The organism is Rhizobium sp. CB2179, assembly GCF_057653455.1.
This window is the reverse complement of sequence record NZ_CM172781.1, coordinates 807,382-822,144: the sequence shown is the minus strand read 5'-3', so window position 1 is coordinate 822,144 and position 14,763 is coordinate 807,382. Positions and strand designations below refer to the sequence as shown.

General features: G+C 59.5%; 20 protein-coding genes. 13 read left to right on the top strand and 7 right to left on the bottom strand.

Going from position 1 to position 14,763, the window contains the following annotated elements; genetic code table 11:
• Positions 1–69 precede the first annotated feature (69 nt).
• From AC244Q_RS04055 to AC244Q_RS04030, 6 genes are all read left to right on the top strand, one after another.
• Entirely contained in the window at positions 70–450 is a 381-nt protein-coding gene (locus AC244Q_RS04055) for a DUF4267 domain-containing protein (protein WP_128405851.1), read from the top strand.
• Position 451: 1 nt separating this feature from the next.
• Entirely contained in the window at positions 452–772 is a 321-nt protein-coding gene (locus tag AC244Q_RS04050) for a DoxX family protein (RefSeq protein WP_113546259.1), read from the top strand.
• Positions 773–1,060: 288 nt separating this feature from the next.
• Complete coding sequence (locus AC244Q_RS04045; RefSeq protein ID WP_128405850.1) at positions 1,061–1,393, top strand: ArsR/SmtB family transcription factor; 333 nt, start codon at positions 1,061–1,063, stop codon at positions 1,391–1,393.
• Complete coding sequence (locus AC244Q_RS04040) at positions 1,386–1,871, top strand: SRPBCC family protein (protein WP_012756484.1); 486 nt, start codon at positions 1,386–1,388, stop codon at positions 1,869–1,871. Before AC244Q_RS04045 ends, AC244Q_RS04040 begins: the two co-directional genes overlap by 8 nt.
• Positions 1,864–2,484 carry a glutathione S-transferase family protein gene (locus tag AC244Q_RS04035; RefSeq protein ID WP_206641038.1) on the top strand — a complete coding sequence of 207 codons (621 nt, stop codon included), beginning with the start codon at positions 1,864–1,866 and terminating at the stop codon, positions 2,482–2,484. The genes AC244Q_RS04040 and AC244Q_RS04035 overlap by 8 nt, the downstream gene beginning before the upstream one ends.
• A gap of 109 nt (positions 2,485–2,593) precedes the next feature.
• The gene (locus AC244Q_RS04030; RefSeq protein WP_128405849.1) at positions 2,594–2,968 is read left to right on the top strand and encodes a VOC family protein; all 375 of its coding nucleotides are present in this window, start codon (positions 2,594–2,596) and stop codon (positions 2,966–2,968) included.
• A gap of 55 nt (positions 2,969–3,023) precedes the next feature.
• Here the strand turns inward: AC244Q_RS04030 and AC244Q_RS04025 are convergent, their stop codons facing one another.
• Both AC244Q_RS04025 and AC244Q_RS04020 read right to left on the bottom strand, forming a co-directional pair.
• Positions 3,024–3,383: a VOC family protein gene (locus AC244Q_RS04025; protein ID WP_003546229.1), complete on the bottom strand. Its 360-nt coding sequence runs from the start codon at positions 3,381–3,383 to the stop codon at positions 3,024–3,026.
• A 271-nt stretch (positions 3,384–3,654) separates the two neighbouring features.
• Positions 3,655–4,587, bottom strand: a complete 933-nt coding sequence (locus AC244Q_RS04020; RefSeq protein WP_128405848.1) for a LysR family transcriptional regulator — start codon at positions 4,585–4,587, stop codon at positions 3,655–3,657.
• A gap of 121 nt (positions 4,588–4,708) precedes the next feature.
• Between AC244Q_RS04020 and AC244Q_RS04015 the strand changes: the two genes are divergently transcribed.
• Positions 4,709–5,401 (top strand): type 1 glutamine amidotransferase domain-containing protein, encoded by a 693-nt coding sequence (locus AC244Q_RS04015; RefSeq protein WP_128405847.1) that lies wholly within the window; start codon positions 4,709–4,711, stop codon positions 5,399–5,401.
• Between the two features lie 65 nt (positions 5,402–5,466).
• Here AC244Q_RS04015 and AC244Q_RS04010 read toward each other — a convergent pair whose 3' ends face one another.
• Both AC244Q_RS04010 and AC244Q_RS04005 read right to left on the bottom strand, forming a co-directional pair.
• Entirely contained in the window at positions 5,467–5,940 is a 474-nt protein-coding gene (locus AC244Q_RS04010) for an AtaL-like protein (protein WP_128405846.1), read from the bottom strand.
• A 33-nt stretch (positions 5,941–5,973) separates the two neighbouring features.
• The gene (locus AC244Q_RS04005) at positions 5,974–6,843 is read right to left on the bottom strand and encodes an SDR family oxidoreductase (RefSeq protein ID WP_128405845.1); all 870 of its coding nucleotides are present in this window, start codon (positions 6,841–6,843) and stop codon (positions 5,974–5,976) included.
• A gap of 104 nt (positions 6,844–6,947) precedes the next feature.
• On the opposite strand from AC244Q_RS04005, the gene AC244Q_RS04000 reads away from it, so the two are divergent.
• The 4 genes from AC244Q_RS04000 (at position 6,948) to AC244Q_RS03985 (ending at position 10,345) form a co-directional block, all read left to right on the top strand.
• Positions 6,948–7,838 carry a LysR family transcriptional regulator gene (locus AC244Q_RS04000; RefSeq protein ID WP_012756477.1) on the top strand — a complete coding sequence of 297 codons (891 nt, stop codon included), beginning with the start codon at positions 6,948–6,950 and terminating at the stop codon, positions 7,836–7,838.
• A gap of 72 nt (positions 7,839–7,910) precedes the next feature.
• A complete protein-coding gene (locus tag AC244Q_RS03995) occupies positions 7,911–8,345 on the top strand; it encodes a hypothetical protein (RefSeq protein ID WP_128405844.1) in 435 nt (144 codons plus the stop codon).
• Between the two features lie 260 nt (positions 8,346–8,605).
• Positions 8,606–8,908 carry a hypothetical protein gene (locus tag AC244Q_RS03990; RefSeq protein WP_245460416.1) on the top strand — a complete coding sequence of 101 codons (303 nt, stop codon included), beginning with the start codon at positions 8,606–8,608 and terminating at the stop codon, positions 8,906–8,908.
• 894 nt (positions 8,909–9,802) lie between these two features.
• On the top strand, positions 9,803–10,345 hold the full coding sequence (locus AC244Q_RS03985) for a BA14K family protein (protein WP_012756473.1): 543 nt from the start codon (positions 9,803–9,805) through the stop codon (positions 10,343–10,345).
• 467 nt (positions 10,346–10,812) lie between these two features.
• Here the strand turns inward: AC244Q_RS03985 and AC244Q_RS03980 are convergent, their stop codons facing one another.
• Positions 10,813–11,199, bottom strand: coding sequence for a limonene-1,2-epoxide hydrolase (locus tag AC244Q_RS03980; protein WP_128405843.1), 387 nt, complete (start codon positions 11,197–11,199; stop codon positions 10,813–10,815).
• Positions 11,200–11,356: 157 nt separating this feature from the next.
• On the opposite strand from AC244Q_RS03980, the gene AC244Q_RS03975 reads away from it, so the two are divergent.
• Positions 11,357–12,274 carry an AraC family transcriptional regulator gene (locus tag AC244Q_RS03975; RefSeq protein WP_128405842.1) on the top strand — a complete coding sequence of 306 codons (918 nt, stop codon included), beginning with the start codon at positions 11,357–11,359 and terminating at the stop codon, positions 12,272–12,274.
• Here the strand turns inward: AC244Q_RS03975 and AC244Q_RS03970 are convergent.
• Both AC244Q_RS03970 and AC244Q_RS03965 read right to left on the bottom strand, forming a co-directional pair.
• The gene (locus tag AC244Q_RS03970) at positions 12,231–12,905 is read right to left on the bottom strand and encodes a glutathione S-transferase family protein (protein WP_128405841.1); all 675 of its coding nucleotides are present in this window, start codon (positions 12,903–12,905) and stop codon (positions 12,231–12,233) included. The genes AC244Q_RS03975 and AC244Q_RS03970 overlap by 44 nt on opposite strands.
• Before the next feature lie 44 nt (positions 12,906–12,949).
• Positions 12,950–13,708, bottom strand: coding sequence for an SDR family NAD(P)-dependent oxidoreductase (locus tag AC244Q_RS03965; protein ID WP_012756469.1), 759 nt, complete (start codon positions 13,706–13,708; stop codon positions 12,950–12,952).
• A 151-nt stretch (positions 13,709–13,859) separates the two neighbouring features.
• Between AC244Q_RS03965 and AC244Q_RS03960 the strand changes: the two genes are divergently transcribed.
• A complete protein-coding gene (locus AC244Q_RS03960; RefSeq protein WP_012756468.1) occupies positions 13,860–14,759 on the top strand; it encodes an AraC family transcriptional regulator in 900 nt (299 codons plus the stop codon).
• The last annotated feature ends 4 nt before the right edge of the window (positions 14,760–14,763 follow it).

Below are 14,763 nucleotides of genomic sequence, written 5' to 3'. Positions count from 1 at the left end.
CAAACTAGCAATGCTAGCGCATTTATCTAGCAACGCTATTTTATATAGCATCGACAGAAGGAGTGCATAATGCAGTGGTTGTTAAATGGCACAGGGTTGCTGCTTGCCCTCGCGATTATCGCGATCGGCACCAGCTATATTGCCAGCCCGACGACGACGATGCGCGGCTTCGGCCTGCCGCTGCCTGAAGATGGCCCAAACGTCGCCTGGTGGCTTCGCCTCAAAGGGGTGCGCGATATCGTCGCCGGATTGCTCGTGCTGGCGTTCATGGTGTGGGGCGTTGAGCGCGAGGTCGGCATCGTGCTTTTGATCGAAGCGATGATCCCCGCAGGTGACATGCTGCTCATTCTCGCCGCGAAAGGCTCCACCAAAAGCGCCTTCGCCATTCATGGCCTGACGGCAATGATCATGGTCCTGGTTGCCATCCCGATGATGATCGGGGCTGACTGAGATGGTTCACCTTCTTGCAATCTGGTTCCTGGTTGTCGCATTCGCTGGCGCCGGCCTCGTCAACGCCATCGGTACGTCCGGGACGCAAGATGATTTCGCCCGCTGGGGCTATCCGCGCTGGTGGGGCATCGTCACCGGTGGACTGGAAATATCGAGCGCCGTGCTGATTGCGCTTCCTGCCAGTCGCATTGTCGGCGTGGCGCTTGGGGCGGTCATCATCGCGGCTGCGGTTTTTACGGTTCTACGCCACCGCGACCATGCACATCTTGCGCCGCTCAGCGTCTTTGTCACCTTGATTGCTGTTGCCGCGATCTCATCTTGAGCACGATCGGCCGCCTTCACCGACAGGCGTGGGCAACCCGCCCCCACCCTCCGGCCCTGAGCCTGGGATCCATGCCCGCGGCTGATCGCGGAGGCCAGAGTGGATCCTCGGGTCAAGCCCGAGGAGGACGGAGCGCGGGATGACGTCTGCAGCAGGAACAGCGACGTCTCCCGACATGATCGGGAGCCATCAACACCGATTTTTGCCCCATGATTTCGCCCATGCAAAACCGTTGACATTTCGCTGAACAAAATATATCCATATGGCTATATAGCTAGATGGTGATATATGGGCGACAAGCTCGATGCGATTTTCTCCGCACTCGCCGATCCCACGAGGCGCGCAATTCTTGGGCGGCTTGCGAACGGCAAGGCGACGGTGGCTGAACTCGCTGATCCCTTCGAGTTGTCTCAGCCTGCCATATCCAAGCATCTCAAGGTCCTGGAACAGGCCGGATTGATCCGCTCCGGCCGTGAAGCGAATTCGCGTCCCCGCGTCCTCGAGCCGGCCGCGTTGAAGACGGTTGCTGATTGGGTCGCCGATTACAGACGCTTCTGGGATCAAAGCTTTGATCGTCTCGATGACTATCTGTCCAAGGTACAAGGATACGACAATGACTAATCCAGAGACCGACACCGACAACACCCGCGACTTGGTTCTTGTCCGAAGGTTTGATGCTCCATGCGATCTGGTTTTCAGGGCATGGACCGACCCGAAAGCGTTGGTGCAATGGTGCGGTCCTCACGGTTTCAAGGCGGTGGGCGATCGGCTTGAAGCCTGGCCAGGCGGCAGACACCGCGCCTGTCTGATCGCGCCAGATGGAGAAGAGCATTGGGTCGGCGGAAAATATCTGGAGGTCGAGCCGCCGCACAGGCTTGTCTTCACACATGCCTGGGAGCTCGCAAGCGGCGAAAACAGCCCGGAAACGGTCGTCACCATCACGTTCAGGGACAGCGACGGAGGCACGGAAATGACGTTTCGGCAGAGTGGATTTGATAGCGCATCGTCACTAAAGGGTCACGAAGACGGCTGGTCGCAAAGTCTCGAGCGGTTGAGCTTCTTTCTCGGGACTAGACCCGAAGGGCCGGATCATGCCTAAGGCGGCGATGAAGCTCTATTACTGCGAGACGCTCAATCCCCGGAAGGCCTGCGCCGCCGCTCGTTTTCTCAAAGCCGACGTCGAGTTTGTCAGGGTTGACCTGGCAAGCGGAGAACAGCGCACCGCAGAATTCCTGGCGCTTAACCCGAACGGGAAAGTCCCGGTACTGCAGGATGATGCCGGAACTTTATGGGAAGCGAACGCCATCATGTGCAGGCTGTCTGACAGCATCGAATCGGATTTTTGGCCGCATGACCACCGGCAGATCGACGTGCTGCGCTGGTTGAGTTGGGATGCCAGTCACTTCACCCGGCACGGGGCAACGCTGTGGTTTGAAACCTTGATCAAGCCGTTGTTCGGCGGGGAGCCTGACGTCGCCGTGATCGAAGATGCGAAGACCAGTTTTCGGCTCCATGCCCGCGTGCTCGACGATCATTTGGCCAAGAACAGCGTCGCGGTTGGGGAAACACTGACTGTGGCAGATTTCGCATTGGCCGCTGCACTTCCTTATGCGACTTCTGCTGAGATTCCACTCGCCGAGTTTCGGCATATCCAAGCGTGGTACGGACGGCTTGAAGAACTGGATGCGTGGCGAAACCCTTTCCCAGCCTAAGAGGGCACGAGCGAAAGACCTTTTTGCCAGGGTGAAAGGCGTTGGCAAAGGCACGTGAATTTATCGAGATCGGCCACTGATCTATTGGCTACCTTACTGGAGATGAAGCATGTTCACCCACGTGATGATTGGAAGCAACCACTTGGAGCGGGCCAGAAACTTCTACGACGCCACGTTCGCTGCATTGGGAGGCAAGCCCGGCGAGATGGATGCAAGAGGCAGGCTGATCTATGTCCACGAGGGTGGTCGGCTGATGATCACGAAACCGATTGATGGCAAGCCGGCGACCGTAGCCAACGGTGGGACTATCGGTATCGCCGCCGCGAGCCCCGACCATGTTCTAGCGTGGCATGCCGCCGGTACTGCGCATGGTGGCACAGCGATCGAGAGCCCGCCACGGGAACGTCCGAACGGGTCATTCGTCGCCTATCTTCGCGATCCTGACGGAAATAAACTGACCGTACGATCGCAGCCGACGAAATGAGATAGCCTTCAGCAGCGCCTACTGGACAGCGTGGTCGAGAGCGACCCATGTGCCATCAATCCTGCGCCGGCTCCCACAGCTCGACTGGGTTGCCTTCGGGATCGTGAATCCGGGCAAAGCGGCCTACCTCCGAGTTCCACTCGTCCCGGGTTTCCACCGCGATCCCACTTGCCGTCAGGCTGGCGATCAGCCCATCGAGATCGTCCACGCGGAAATTGACCATCCATTGTTGTTCCGCACGGCCGAAATAGTCGGTATCCTTCGAGAACGGACCAAATATCGTCATCCCGGCCTCTTGATGCCACACCGACTTGTGCAGGTCGTCAATACCGAGATGCTTTTGATACCATTCAGCCAGGCCGGCGGGGTTCGCCGCCCTAAAAAACACACCGCCGATTCCAACGGCCTTCGGCATAGAATTCTCCTCATCCTGGAACAGAACAATGCAATCGATCGGGCAGGTGTGCAACCTGAAGGTTGCGAGGGACGCGGTGTCCGCTTCGGGCTGGCTGATCACCGGCAGACGCTCGCGTCATCCACTTCCCGGAAGGGAGGAGGCCAGAGGAGGACGGAGCGCGGGGTGGCGTCTGCAGCAGGAACAGCGACTTATCCCGACATGATCGGGTGCCATCAACACCGATGTTAGCCCCGCAATCCGCCGGTGAAGGCCCCTCGAACACGCGTTTTCAATTTCCAGCCATCGCTTCTGCCACCGCAGCGTCGGAGATTTCCTTTGCCACCTCTGATATCAATGACCTCAACCACCGATGAGCGGGGTCGTTTCGGTAGCGGACATGCCATGCCAGCTCGACCGGGAAGCTGCCGAGATCGACCGGTGCGGGCAGGATTTTGAGACGCGGGTCGCGGGCAAGGCGATGGCAGATCAGTCGGGGCAGCGTGGCGCAGTAATCGGTGACGGCCACCATTTCCGGGACCGCCAGGAAATGGGTGACGGAGACCGAGACGTCGCGCCTGAGGCCTGCCTGCTGCAGCATCTGGAACAGGCCGACGCGCATCCGGCCGGGCGGAAGCACGTTCACATGCCGCATCCGCTGATACTGTTCCTCGGAGATGCTTTCGGCGATCTCGGGATGATCTTTGCGCACGACACAGGCCAGTCCATCATCCATGAGATGCTGCACGACCATGTTATCAGGCGGCTCGACGATCCTGCCGAGCACCATTTCGGTTGCCCCTGATATCGCGCCGGTCTCGGCCAGATCATTGCCGAAGGGCGTCAGGCGAAGCCTGATCCCGGGAGCGCATTCACGCAGCCGCGCCACGATCACCGGCATCAGCACAAACTCGACGTAGCTGTTCGGGGCGATGGTGAACTGCCGTGTCGCTCGCGCCGGATCGAACGCCTGCTGACCGAGAATAACGTCATCGAGGCTCGCCAATGCCCCGCGTACCACTGGAGCAAGTGCCTCTGCCATCTCAGTCGGCTTCATGCCGTAGCGCTCGCGGATGAAGAGCGGATCGCGCAGCGTCTCGCGAAGGCGGTTCAAGGCGTTGGAGACGGCAGGCTGCGTCATGCCCAGTTGTTCGGCTGCGCGCGTGACATTGCGCTCTTCCATGAGCGCCACGAAGACAGGCAGGAGGTTGAGGTCATACTTCATCCAGATATATTGCCGAACGCATAACTGAAATCAAAGAAATAAATTTCCGGAATGAGAACCGCCGAGGCATGATCCCCTCATCGAAAGCAACTGATCACATCTGTCTCGAAAGGATCTCCAGATGAAAATCCTCATGGTTCTCACCTCGCACGACGAACTGGGCGACACCGGCCGGAAGACCGGCTTCTGGCTCGAGGAATTTGCCGCCCCCTATTATGCCTTCCTCGATGCCGGCGCCGACATCACCGTCGCATCGCCGAAGGGCGGACAGCCGCCTCTCGACCCGAAGAGCGACGAACCCGGCTTCCAGACCGACCAGACCCGCCGCTTCCATGCCGACCCGGATGCGCAGGCGGTACTCGCCTCGACCGTAAAGCTCGCTTCGGTCTCCCCTGACGATTACGACGCCGTGTTTTATCCGGGCGGCCATGGCCCGCTGTGGGATCTGGCGGAAGACAAGAATTCGATCGCCCTCATCCAATTGCTCTATCAGTCCGGCAAGCCCGTCGCCTTTGTCTGCCACGCACCGGGTGTGCTGCGCCACGTCAAAGCTTTCGACGGCACGCCGCTGGTTCAGGGCAGACAAGTCACCGGCTTCAAGAACTCCGAAGAAGACGGCGTCGGTCTCACCCAGGTGGTGCCGTTCCTGGTCGAGGACATGTTGAAGGAGAATGGCGGCATCTATTCCAGCGGCGACGACTGGTCGTCCTATGCCGTGAAGGACGGCCTGCTCATCACCGGGCAGAACCCCGGTTCATCGGTGGAGACTGCCGGCATTCTGCTCGCTGCCCTGACGGCGGCAAAGGTCGCCTGACACACGGCGGCTGGTCGGGGATAAACCCATGACCAGCCGCTCTGTTATTTTTGTTGCGGCGATACTCAGAGCTTTCCCTCTGCCAGCAGTTCGCGGGTCCGCTTCAGTGTCGATAGCAGGGCGGCCTTGTAGCCCGTTTCGCCGTCGAATTGAGCCTGCTCGGCCTGCTCTTCCGGGCCGTTCGGCTGTTTGCCGCGCCGGCCGAGATAGCAGTAGAAGCGCAGCTGCAACTGACCTTCCTCATCCTCGAAAAGCTCGTTGACGATCGCTCCCTCGCGTGGCCCCGTCGCCTGAAAGAAGGTGACCTTGCTTTGCTGTTCCAGGGTGATGATCTCGCGCAGATCCTGCCCGGCAATCGTCGCCTCGCGCACGAGGTGGGTCGGGCTTTCCTCTACGACATCGCAACGGGTGCAGAGACCGGCCGGAAGAAAGAGCCGGGCATCGCGTGCCTTGCATTCGAGACCTTGCCAGACCTCGGCACGCGTCAACGGGGTTTCGCCTTCCGGGTTCACCGGAACTGTGGCGGTCGAATAGATCATGGTGATCGTCCTTTTGAGATCGCTGTTGCTGCCTCAGGCGGAGGCAACGGTTTCCGAGGCGAAGGCGCGATAGGAGCGCAGCGGGCGGCCGAGCAGCTTTGTCAGGCGCTCGACATCACCCGCCTCAGGCAGCATCCCGTCGGTCAGGAAGCGTTCGCCCATCAGGCGCATGTCGTAGGCCATCCAGGCAGGCATGAACTGCCTGAGATTCTGCTCGAAGCCCTCGGTATTGTCGCCGCCATAATGGATCGGACGGGCAAGTACGTCGGACCAGATAGCGGCGATATCGGCTCCGGTCAGTGTCTCCGGACCGACGAGGTTGATCCGCTCGAGCGCCAGCGGCTCTGCAGACTGTTCGCGGCGCAGCAGCTCTAGGGCGGCGATCTCGGCGATATCGCGCACGTCGATCATGGCGAGACCCTTGGGCCCGATCGGCATCGGGTAGGCGCCGTAGCCGGTGATGACGTCTTTGACCGTCAGATCGTTCTGGATGAAGTAGGCCGGGCGCAGGATGGTCGCCTTGAAACCCATCTCTTCGATCATCCGCTCTACGCCGAACTTGCCGGCGAAATGCGGCACGTTCACGTAGATGTCGGCGTGGATCACCGAGAGATAGACGATCCGCTCGATGCCGGCCGACCGGGCAACATTCAGCGCGATCAAAGCCTGGGTGAATTCGTCCGGCACCACGGCGTTGAGCAGGAACAGGGTCGACACGCCTGACATGGCGTTGCGCAGGGAGTCGACTTCGAGGAAGTCGCCCTGCACGACGCTGACGCCAGCCGGGAATTCGGCTTTCGACGGGTCGCGGACAAGGGCACGGACATCGGCGCCGCGCTTGACGAGGTGTTCGACGACTTGGCGGCCAACATTGCCTGTGGCGCCGGTAACGAGAATGGTCATGGTCTTTCTCCGTGTTGGATTGCTTGACACGTCGAATATGTGTGGTTCACTGGTAGTCCGATAGATGGCGTTTTTGGACACACCGTCTCGCTGGTGGAACACTCATGGATCTTCTTGCGCTTGCCGATTTCAATCTCGTTGCCCGCCATGGTGGCTTCGGCAAAGCGGCAAGGGCCACCGGCCGGCCGAAGGCAACCCTGTCGCGCCGTGTCGCCGAGCTGGAAAGCGGACTTGATCTACGGCTGTTTGAACGGGGTGCGCGGAACCTGAAGCTCACCGAAGAAGGACGGGCGCTGTTCGAGCGGACGGGGGCACTGCTTGCCGAGCTGGACGAGACGGCGTCAGCGATTGCCTCAGGCGGTCAAAAACCTAAGGGCAGATTGCGGATCAGCGCACCTTTGCATTTTTCCCAGACCGCTATGGGCAGGATCGCCGCCGGCTTTACCCTCCAATATCCGGAGGTCAGGCTCGAGGTAACGAGTGAGGATCGGTCTGTCGATATGATCGAGGAAGGCTATGATCTGGTCATCCGGGTCAATCCGGATCCCGACGAAAGCCTGGTCGGACGGGTGTTTCTGCGCGACCGGCTGGTGGTGGTGGCAAGCCCCGATCTTCCCCGCCCGACCGGCGGACGTGCCGCTCCCGGCGTTGCGCGCGGCGCCGGCGAAGCCCAAACATGGCAGGTGAAGACACCAGGCGGCCGGTCGGCGATCAGGATCGAGACTGTGCTGAGCTTGGCGACGCTGATCATGGTCCGCGATGCGGTGCGCGCCGGCGTCGGTGCAGGACGTCTTCCCATTTCGCTGGTGAGCCATGACCTGGCGGACGGCACATTGGTCAATTGGGGGGATATGGACGCCCCCGAGATCGCCCTCTGGACGCTCTACCCCTCACGGCGGCTGCTCAGCGCGCGCGTATCGGCGTTCCTGGACTTTCTCAAACAGGCCTTTCCCAATGGGACGGCTGACGAACTGGCCGCCTATATTGGCAGGTGATGACTGAACCCGCTTTCGGGCGTAGAGAGTCTGGCCCATAACCGACGAGATCGACATCCGAAGGAGAGCAGTGTGTTTCGTTATCTCTTTGGCGCAATATTAGTGTCCGTGCCGCTCGCTGCCGCCAATGCACAACCGCCAAATTTTTGCAGAACCAGTTTCAAGCCTAACGAACCGTTCGAGTCGCGTTTCGTAGGAATTGACTACGCGCTGACCATGCATGTGCTTGCGGAGAGATATTGCGAGGCGGAGCCGAAGCCGATGGGCCCGCGATTTTTACAATACGTCGAGAAACAAGGTTGTGGTCCTGGAACAGAGATCTATTCCGATGTCGAGGCGGCGATTGCAAAGCTTGAGGGGGCGAGCCTGAAGCTTCTCGCTCAGAATGGAGACCCCGGTCTGGCGATCTCCGAACCGCAGGTGCAGGAGTGGGCGTTGGCCACGACGAAAGAGCTTGGAGGATGCGACGCATTGAAAGCTGCGCATGATGCCGAGCTTCAGCAGTAGGTGGCAAATAAGAGAACTTATTCCTGCAAAGATCCCAATTCATGTCAAAGGCCAGCGGCGTTGGTATCTATGGCAACGGTGCGCCATGAGCGGGCGTTGCAGCTGCCGTAAAAGCCACTAGTCTCTGTGCAGAGGGATGGGCAAAGGGAGTGCCGGTTTTGGATGAAGAAGTTTCAGATCGCATCGTTGAACAACGGTAGCGAAATCGGTTCATCGACGCCATCGAAGTTCTCGCTCAGGGAAACGAAGGTCTCATTGAAGTGAATTACAATGAGTTCTTCGAAGGTTTTTACGACTATTGGCGTGACGGGCAATTGTTTGTGAGGCCAAATAGCGCGATCACGACCGATGAAGAGCGGACCGTCGATGCGCTGGGGCGGATGCTGGAGGATATCAGCATGGAAACCCGGCACTTCCAAAGCGAGGCAGAATACATTCAGTCGGGGTGCGCTGAACGGATCAAGCCGGTGGCGCAGGAGGCTCTGAAGTTGTTTCTGTCGCGCGGTCGATTTCGTGAGGATTGCGAAGAACTATCTCCAACTCTGGACACATACCAAACGTAGACCGAAACGTCCGGCGTGGCGCAAATCGGCCAGCGCATAAGGAACAGGCGCATTGGTCAGCACCGCAGTAGAGTTGGGCAGCAGCGGATCAACGAGCGCTCCTAGCTATGATCTCAATCACGCTTTCTCTGTACCCGTCCGTCCGGTAGATTCCCTGCACCCGGCAGCCACGCATGACTTCATAGCCTTCGCCATTATCCGGATCCGATCGCTTGAGAGCAACAATCACGTCGTTCAGCCCCGTCCACTGGTCCGCAAGCCCGCTTCGTGTCCAACTGAATGACAATGGGCCTTGTTGAACGCTCCCCTTCAGGGCCTCCAGTACTTCGAGGGTCACTCTCGCCTCACCAGGCTTTAAAACTTCGTAGTCCCGGAAAGTCCCCCGGACAATGACGTCAGCGTCGAACAAATCCGACAAAAATCCTCGAGGTGCTGCGCATGCGTGGGCGCTCGCCGCAGCGGTGAGAACGAATATCAGCGCGTAGATTGTCCGAAGCAATAAATTCATCCCAAACCATTCGGGCTAGCTGGTCAGTGACACTAGCATGATAAAGCTGAGCGAAATTCAGTCGCGCGCACCTTTTCTCAAACAGGCCTTCCCCGATGGTACGGCTGACGAATTAGCCGCCTATATCGGCAGGTGATGACCGCGCTTTGCCGGCGTCATGGATGAGCCCCGCGTCGCATGTTTCGTGGAACGCGCACCGGCTCATATGAGATGACGGAGGGTGGGAGCGTGCTTTCGCCGCGACCCCGCCGTCGAAGAAAAGCCTTCCTGCATAATTCCTCGATTCAAAGTCGATTTTAGGGTAAAATTAACCAGTGCATTTAGGGGCTGAAACGTCCTTGCGCGCCGCATGCGTCGCGCAGCGCTTACGAAGGAAAGATGAGCCAATGAAAAGGTTAGCAATCGTTATCCTGTCGCTGGTGACGGCGCTGACGAGCGTCCCGCCGGCCATGGCGTTTCCCACCGTTGCCGTGCCGAAGATAGAAGCCGCGGAGGCGCAGCCGGTCCAGTACAGAAATTATCGCGGCGGCTACCGCGGTGGATACCGAGGCGGCTATCGAGGCTACCGCGGGGGTGGCTACCGCAACGACAATTGGGCTTGGGGTCTCGGCGGGCTCGCGACCGGCGCAATCATCGGCGGAATGCTGGCGCAGCCGTATTATGGCCGAAGCTATTACGGTCGGGGCTACTACGATCAGGGCTACTACGACCGGGGCTACTACGGATCGCCCTATTACGGTCCGCCGCGCTACTACGGCTCGACCATTTACCGTCCGCGCTACTACGCGCCGCGCTCGTACCGCCAAGTCTATAGTGGCGGCAACGGACATACGAGCTGGTGCTACTCGCGCTACCGGTCTTACAGGGCTTACGACAACACGTTCCAGCCCTATTACGGTCCGCGACGGGCGTGCGTCTCGCCCTACTAAAGCATGCCGCGCAAAAGTGTGCAGCGGTTTTGCGATAACGACATTGCGTAAAAACAAAGACCTAAAGCGCGACAAGCGAATCTGAAAGATCGCGATGCGCTTCGCCGCCGGTGGAGGCGAGAGTGTGGATCCTCGGGTCAAGCCCGAGGAGGACGGAGCGTGGGGTGAGTTTGGAGCAAGGACAGCGACGCATCCGGACATCATCGGCGACCAGGCAACCGTGGAAAACATAACAACGACCCGGGCTATGAGCGCATGCCACATTGAACAGCCTCCATGTCTCAATGCAGAAGATTTGACATCAGCGGAGACGACCAGCGTAGCGGGGGTTTCGTCGATCTTTGGAACAATGAGCCATCTCCGCGGGCAGGATTACGGCCTGTCGTCGAGAGTTTAATTGGGCGCTTTGTGCTGATCACGGAGACAATAATCTCCGCGTCCAGCCCCATTGTTCGCAAGCCGGCGTCTCAGCCGGCAGAGAACTTCTGGACGGCTGTAACGTCGAAATAGTCCCGCCACTCGACAATCTTGTCACCTTCGATCTCGAAAATGCCCATGATCATCACGCGTCCGATTTCACTGCCGTCGGCACGCTCGAACCGGTCGAGCCTTTCGGTGAGAACGCGAGATCCGTCGGCGGCAATCGCGAGCATGTCGATATGGACCGTCGAGATGCCCATCGACGTCTCCAGTCCGTCGATCATGGCGATAGCCTCTTCGACGCCGTTCGTGACTGAAACGCCTTCGTTGACCCAGCGCGTGTTGGGTGTGAACCAGCGACGGACGGCTGGCCTTCCGCCGTCTTCAACGAACGTGGCGCAAAAAGCCGATACAGTTTCGATTGGGTTGGGCATGGCAGTTCCTCATAGGTGATTTAGAAGCCTCATGGCCTCGGTGTTGAGCCTGAAGATAGGCTTTGAACCGCGACGTCACGATGCCAGATCTTCCGCTATCATTGCCTGATTTTCCGGAAAGTTTGATAATTCTGGGCAATCGAATTAAGATGCCATGATGAGCGAACTCGACAAAATCCGCGCCATGGCGATGCGCCACGCTGGCCGTCAGAGTCCTCAACTGCCGAGACTGTTCGCTTACACCCTCGACCATACAACCGAGATCGACCCGCTGATCTACGATCCTGCGGCGTCCCTGGTGATCCAGGGAACTCAGCGCATGTTTATCGGCGACAAGATGTTTGAGTACGGTCCTGGCCAAAGCATGATTGTCGCGGCTGAGATCGCTGCATTGGGTCAGATCTGTGAGGCGTCAGAGGATCAACCGTTTCTCGCAGTCGGTCTGTTTTTGGACCCCGCCCTGCTGTCGGATCTCGTACTTGAAATGGCAGCGATACCAGAGTTGCCGATTCAATCGGGATACGGGGTAAGCACCGCGAGCGCGTCGCTTCTGGGCGCTTGGGGTAGACTACTGGAACTACTCGATCGCCCAACCGAAATCCCGGTCATGGCTCAGTCCCTGGAACACGAGCTCATGTTTCGGCTGCTGATGGGACCGCACGGCGGCCTGCTCCGTCAGATTGCCGGATCTGACTCGCGCCTGATGCACATCCGAAAGGCCATGGCCTGGATCCGCGACCATTACACCGAGCGCCTCAATTTCAAGGCGGTCGCTGCGCTCGCGGGTATGAGCGTATCCGTGTTTTACGATCGCTTTAAAGCCGTTGCCGCCGTCAGCCCGCTTCAGTATCAGAAATATATCCGGCTCCACGAGGCCCGCCGTCGCATGATCGCGAACCAGGTGAGTGCAGCCGAGGTGGGGTTTGCGGTCGGCTATGAAAGCGCCTCGCAGTTCAGCCGTGAGTACAAGCGTCTCTTCGGAGCGCCGCCGGGTCAAGACACCGAGAGAGCGAAAGCGGGCTTGGGGGGAATCAATCGGCCAGGATCGCTTGCTGCTCGGCCAGATATTGCTTGAAACGGCGACCGTAGTCCCGCCCCACGGCCGCGACGACGCTCGCTCGTAGTGCCAAAGCCTCACGCCATATGGATACGCGTGGGAGCCCCTGAAATATCATCTGCGTCACGGTCGGGTTGATGAGGTCGAAATACCGGAACAGAGGCGCGAACACCGCATCGACCATGCTGAACGTCGATCCAGAGAAGTAGGGCCCCCGGTCACGCACATCTTCGAGCCTCTCTAGCCGGTTTCGGAACGCTGCCCGCTTGGCGTCTGCGGTCGCACGATCCTTGGCGTTAAGGAATTGCCAGGCTTCGGCGAGGGTCGCCGTGCCATATTCGATCCACGCGCGCTGTTGAGCGCGCGACAGCGCGTCCTCAGAGTAGAGCCTTGCGCCGCCCTGCGTCTCTTCGAGATATTCGCAGATCACCATGCTTTCGAACAGAGTTGCGTCCCTGTCATCCGCCCGCTCCACCTTCAGCAAGGGCACCTTGCCTGTCGGAGAAAGCGCCAGGAACCAGTCCGGTTTGTCAGCGAGATCGACGTCGATCCTGTCGAACGACACGCCCTTCTCCAAAAGGACGATCGCCGCACGCTGAACGAACGGGCATAGCGGATGGCTGATGAGCGTGAGCTTGCTGGTTGTCATGATGGCCTCTCGATAACCGACAATCTGGGGAGCACTTGCCTGGTCTAAAGCAATTGTCCTCCCGAGATGTCGAACGTGGTGCCATTGGCCCAAGCCATGTCGTTGGACAGGATCGCGGCGACGGCGCCGCCCACATCGTCCGGCAGGCCGACGCGGCCCAGCGCGATGCCCTGCGCCACGTATGCGTTCACGCCCTCATTGTCGCGCACTGCGCCGCCACCAAAATCGGTTGCGATGGCGCCCGGCGCGATGGCGTTGACGCGAATCCTGCGTTCACCCAACTCCACAGCCAGATAACGTGAAAGCACCTCGACCGCCGCCTTCATGGCTGCGTAGAGGCTGTACCCCGGTAAGGTGAAGCGCACGAAGCCGGACGAGACGTTCAGTATGCGCCCGCCGTCCGCGATCAGCGGCAGAAGCTTCTGGGTCAGGAAAATCGGCCCCTGGAGATGGGTAGAAACCAGGGAAGCAAACTGCTCCTCGGTCGCATCGACAAAGTTCGAAAACAGGCCGTTGCCAGCGTTATTGACGAGATAGTCGAAACGATCTCGGTGGAAGTCCGACCTGAGCGTCTCGGTGACGGCGCCAACGAATGCCGGGAAGCTCGCCGTGTCGGTTACATCAAGCGCCAGCATCGACGCCTTGCCGCCCAGCGCTTCTATTTCCTGACGCAAGGCGTTGGCCTCGGTCATGCCATTACGGTAGGTGCCGATGATATGGACCCCCCGCTTGGCCAGGTGAAGCGCCATGTTGCGGCCAAGGCCGCGGCTTGCGCCGGTGATAAGTGCGATAGGGTGGGTCATGGCTGCCTTTCTCGGATGTCGCGCCCGCAGGCGCTTTTGTTGGATCCAAGATAGGCAAACGCCGGGTTGGGAACACGCCCGATCGGCTCAACCTCTTGCCTGATTGTCTCAAAACCTTTGCTTTTTCGCGGAGCCGTGGCACACTGGAGAAATGACAGACGATCTCGCGCCGCATCTGGACATTGTGTTGCGTCATGCCGCGACGGGCTCGACGGACACACTGATCCCCCGCCTCGACATGTTCGTAGGACAAGACACCATGGGCAAGGTGCCTTGCCTTTATCGCTCGATGATCTGCTTCATTCTGCAAGGGTCTAAGCGCGTTGCAATCGGCGACACCCTTCTGAGTTACGACAGCGCGCAGTATTTCATCAGTGCTCTCGACCTACCGCTGACTGGGCAAATTCTGGATGCCGGCAAGGGTCGCCCCTATGTCGCGGTCTCACTCGTCCTGGAGCCGGGGCTGTTGGCAGAGCTGGCTGCGACCATGCCCTCCGTACGAGAGAGCGATCAGAAAGGCATGGGCGTCGCGGTCAATCCAATGATCGCTCCGCTTCGCGATACATTGCTCCGGTTGCTGTCGTTGCTCGATAACCCGGCGGATATTCCCATTCTCAGCCCGATGATCGAGCGCGAGCTACTCTACCGGTTGCTGCAGGGCCCACAGGGGCGATTGCTGCGTCAGATCGCACGGCCTGAAGGTGCCTTGGCCCGCGTCCGGCGCGCCATCGCGTGGATTAGGGACCACCCCGACGCGCAGCTTCGCATCGAGGCCCTTTGCGATGCCAGCGGGATGAGCCGCGCAAGCTTGCATCGCCATTTCCTGGCGATCACTGGCTTCAGTCCTCTTCAGTATCAAAAGCAGCTGAGATTGCAGGAAGCCCGCCAACTGTTGCTAGCGGGCGGCCATAGCGCGTCGGATGCGGCGTTCGCGGTTGGATACGAGAGCGCCTCGCAATTCAGCCGCGAGTATCTTCGGCAATTTGGCGCGCCGCCGGCGCGGCATGTCCAGGAGATGCGTCAAGCGATTGAACACCCGACGGTGGCTTAGACGT

Excerpts from the sequence above, each read along its gene's own strand:
- AC244Q_RS04055 (WP_128405851.1), top strand. The coding sequence starts at position 70 with ATGCAGTGGTTGTTAAATGGCACAGGGTTGCTGCTTGCCCTCGCGATT.
- AC244Q_RS04050 (WP_113546259.1), top strand. The coding sequence starts at position 452 with ATGGTTCACCTTCTTGCAATCTGGTTCCTGGTTGTCGCATTCGCTGGC.
- AC244Q_RS04045 (WP_128405850.1), top strand. The coding sequence starts at position 1,061 with ATGGGCGACAAGCTCGATGCGATTTTCTCCGCACTCGCCGATCCCACG.
- AC244Q_RS04040 (WP_012756484.1), top strand. The coding sequence starts at position 1,386 with ATGACTAATCCAGAGACCGACACCGACAACACCCGCGACTTGGTTCTT.
- AC244Q_RS04035 (WP_206641038.1), top strand. The coding sequence starts at position 1,864 with ATGCCTAAGGCGGCGATGAAGCTCTATTACTGCGAGACGCTCAATCCC.
- AC244Q_RS04030 (WP_128405849.1), top strand. The coding sequence starts at position 2,594 with ATGTTCACCCACGTGATGATTGGAAGCAACCACTTGGAGCGGGCCAGA.
- AC244Q_RS04025 (WP_003546229.1), bottom strand. The coding sequence starts at position 3,383 with ATGCCGAAGGCCGTTGGAATCGGCGGTGTGTTTTTTAGGGCGGCGAAC.
- AC244Q_RS04020 (WP_128405848.1), bottom strand. The coding sequence starts at position 4,587 with ATGAAGTATGACCTCAACCTCCTGCCTGTCTTCGTGGCGCTCATGGAA.
- AC244Q_RS04015 (WP_128405847.1), top strand. The coding sequence starts at position 4,709 with ATGAAAATCCTCATGGTTCTCACCTCGCACGACGAACTGGGCGACACC.
- AC244Q_RS04010 (WP_128405846.1), bottom strand. The coding sequence starts at position 5,940 with ATGATCTATTCGACCGCCACAGTTCCGGTGAACCCGGAAGGCGAAACC.
- AC244Q_RS04005 (WP_128405845.1), bottom strand. The coding sequence starts at position 6,843 with ATGACCATTCTCGTTACCGGCGCCACAGGCAATGTTGGCCGCCAAGTC.
- AC244Q_RS04000 (WP_012756477.1), top strand. The coding sequence starts at position 6,948 with ATGGATCTTCTTGCGCTTGCCGATTTCAATCTCGTTGCCCGCCATGGT.
- AC244Q_RS03985 (WP_012756473.1), top strand. The coding sequence starts at position 9,803 with ATGAAAAGGTTAGCAATCGTTATCCTGTCGCTGGTGACGGCGCTGACG.
- AC244Q_RS03980 (WP_128405843.1), bottom strand. The coding sequence starts at position 11,199 with ATGCCCAACCCAATCGAAACTGTATCGGCTTTTTGCGCCACGTTCGTT.
- AC244Q_RS03975 (WP_128405842.1), top strand. The coding sequence starts at position 11,357 with ATGAGCGAACTCGACAAAATCCGCGCCATGGCGATGCGCCACGCTGGC.
- AC244Q_RS03970 (WP_128405841.1), bottom strand. The coding sequence starts at position 12,905 with ATGACAACCAGCAAGCTCACGCTCATCAGCCATCCGCTATGCCCGTTC.
- AC244Q_RS03965 (WP_012756469.1), bottom strand. The coding sequence starts at position 13,708 with ATGACCCACCCTATCGCACTTATCACCGGCGCAAGCCGCGGCCTTGGC.
- AC244Q_RS03960 (WP_012756468.1), top strand. The coding sequence starts at position 13,860 with ATGACAGACGATCTCGCGCCGCATCTGGACATTGTGTTGCGTCATGCC.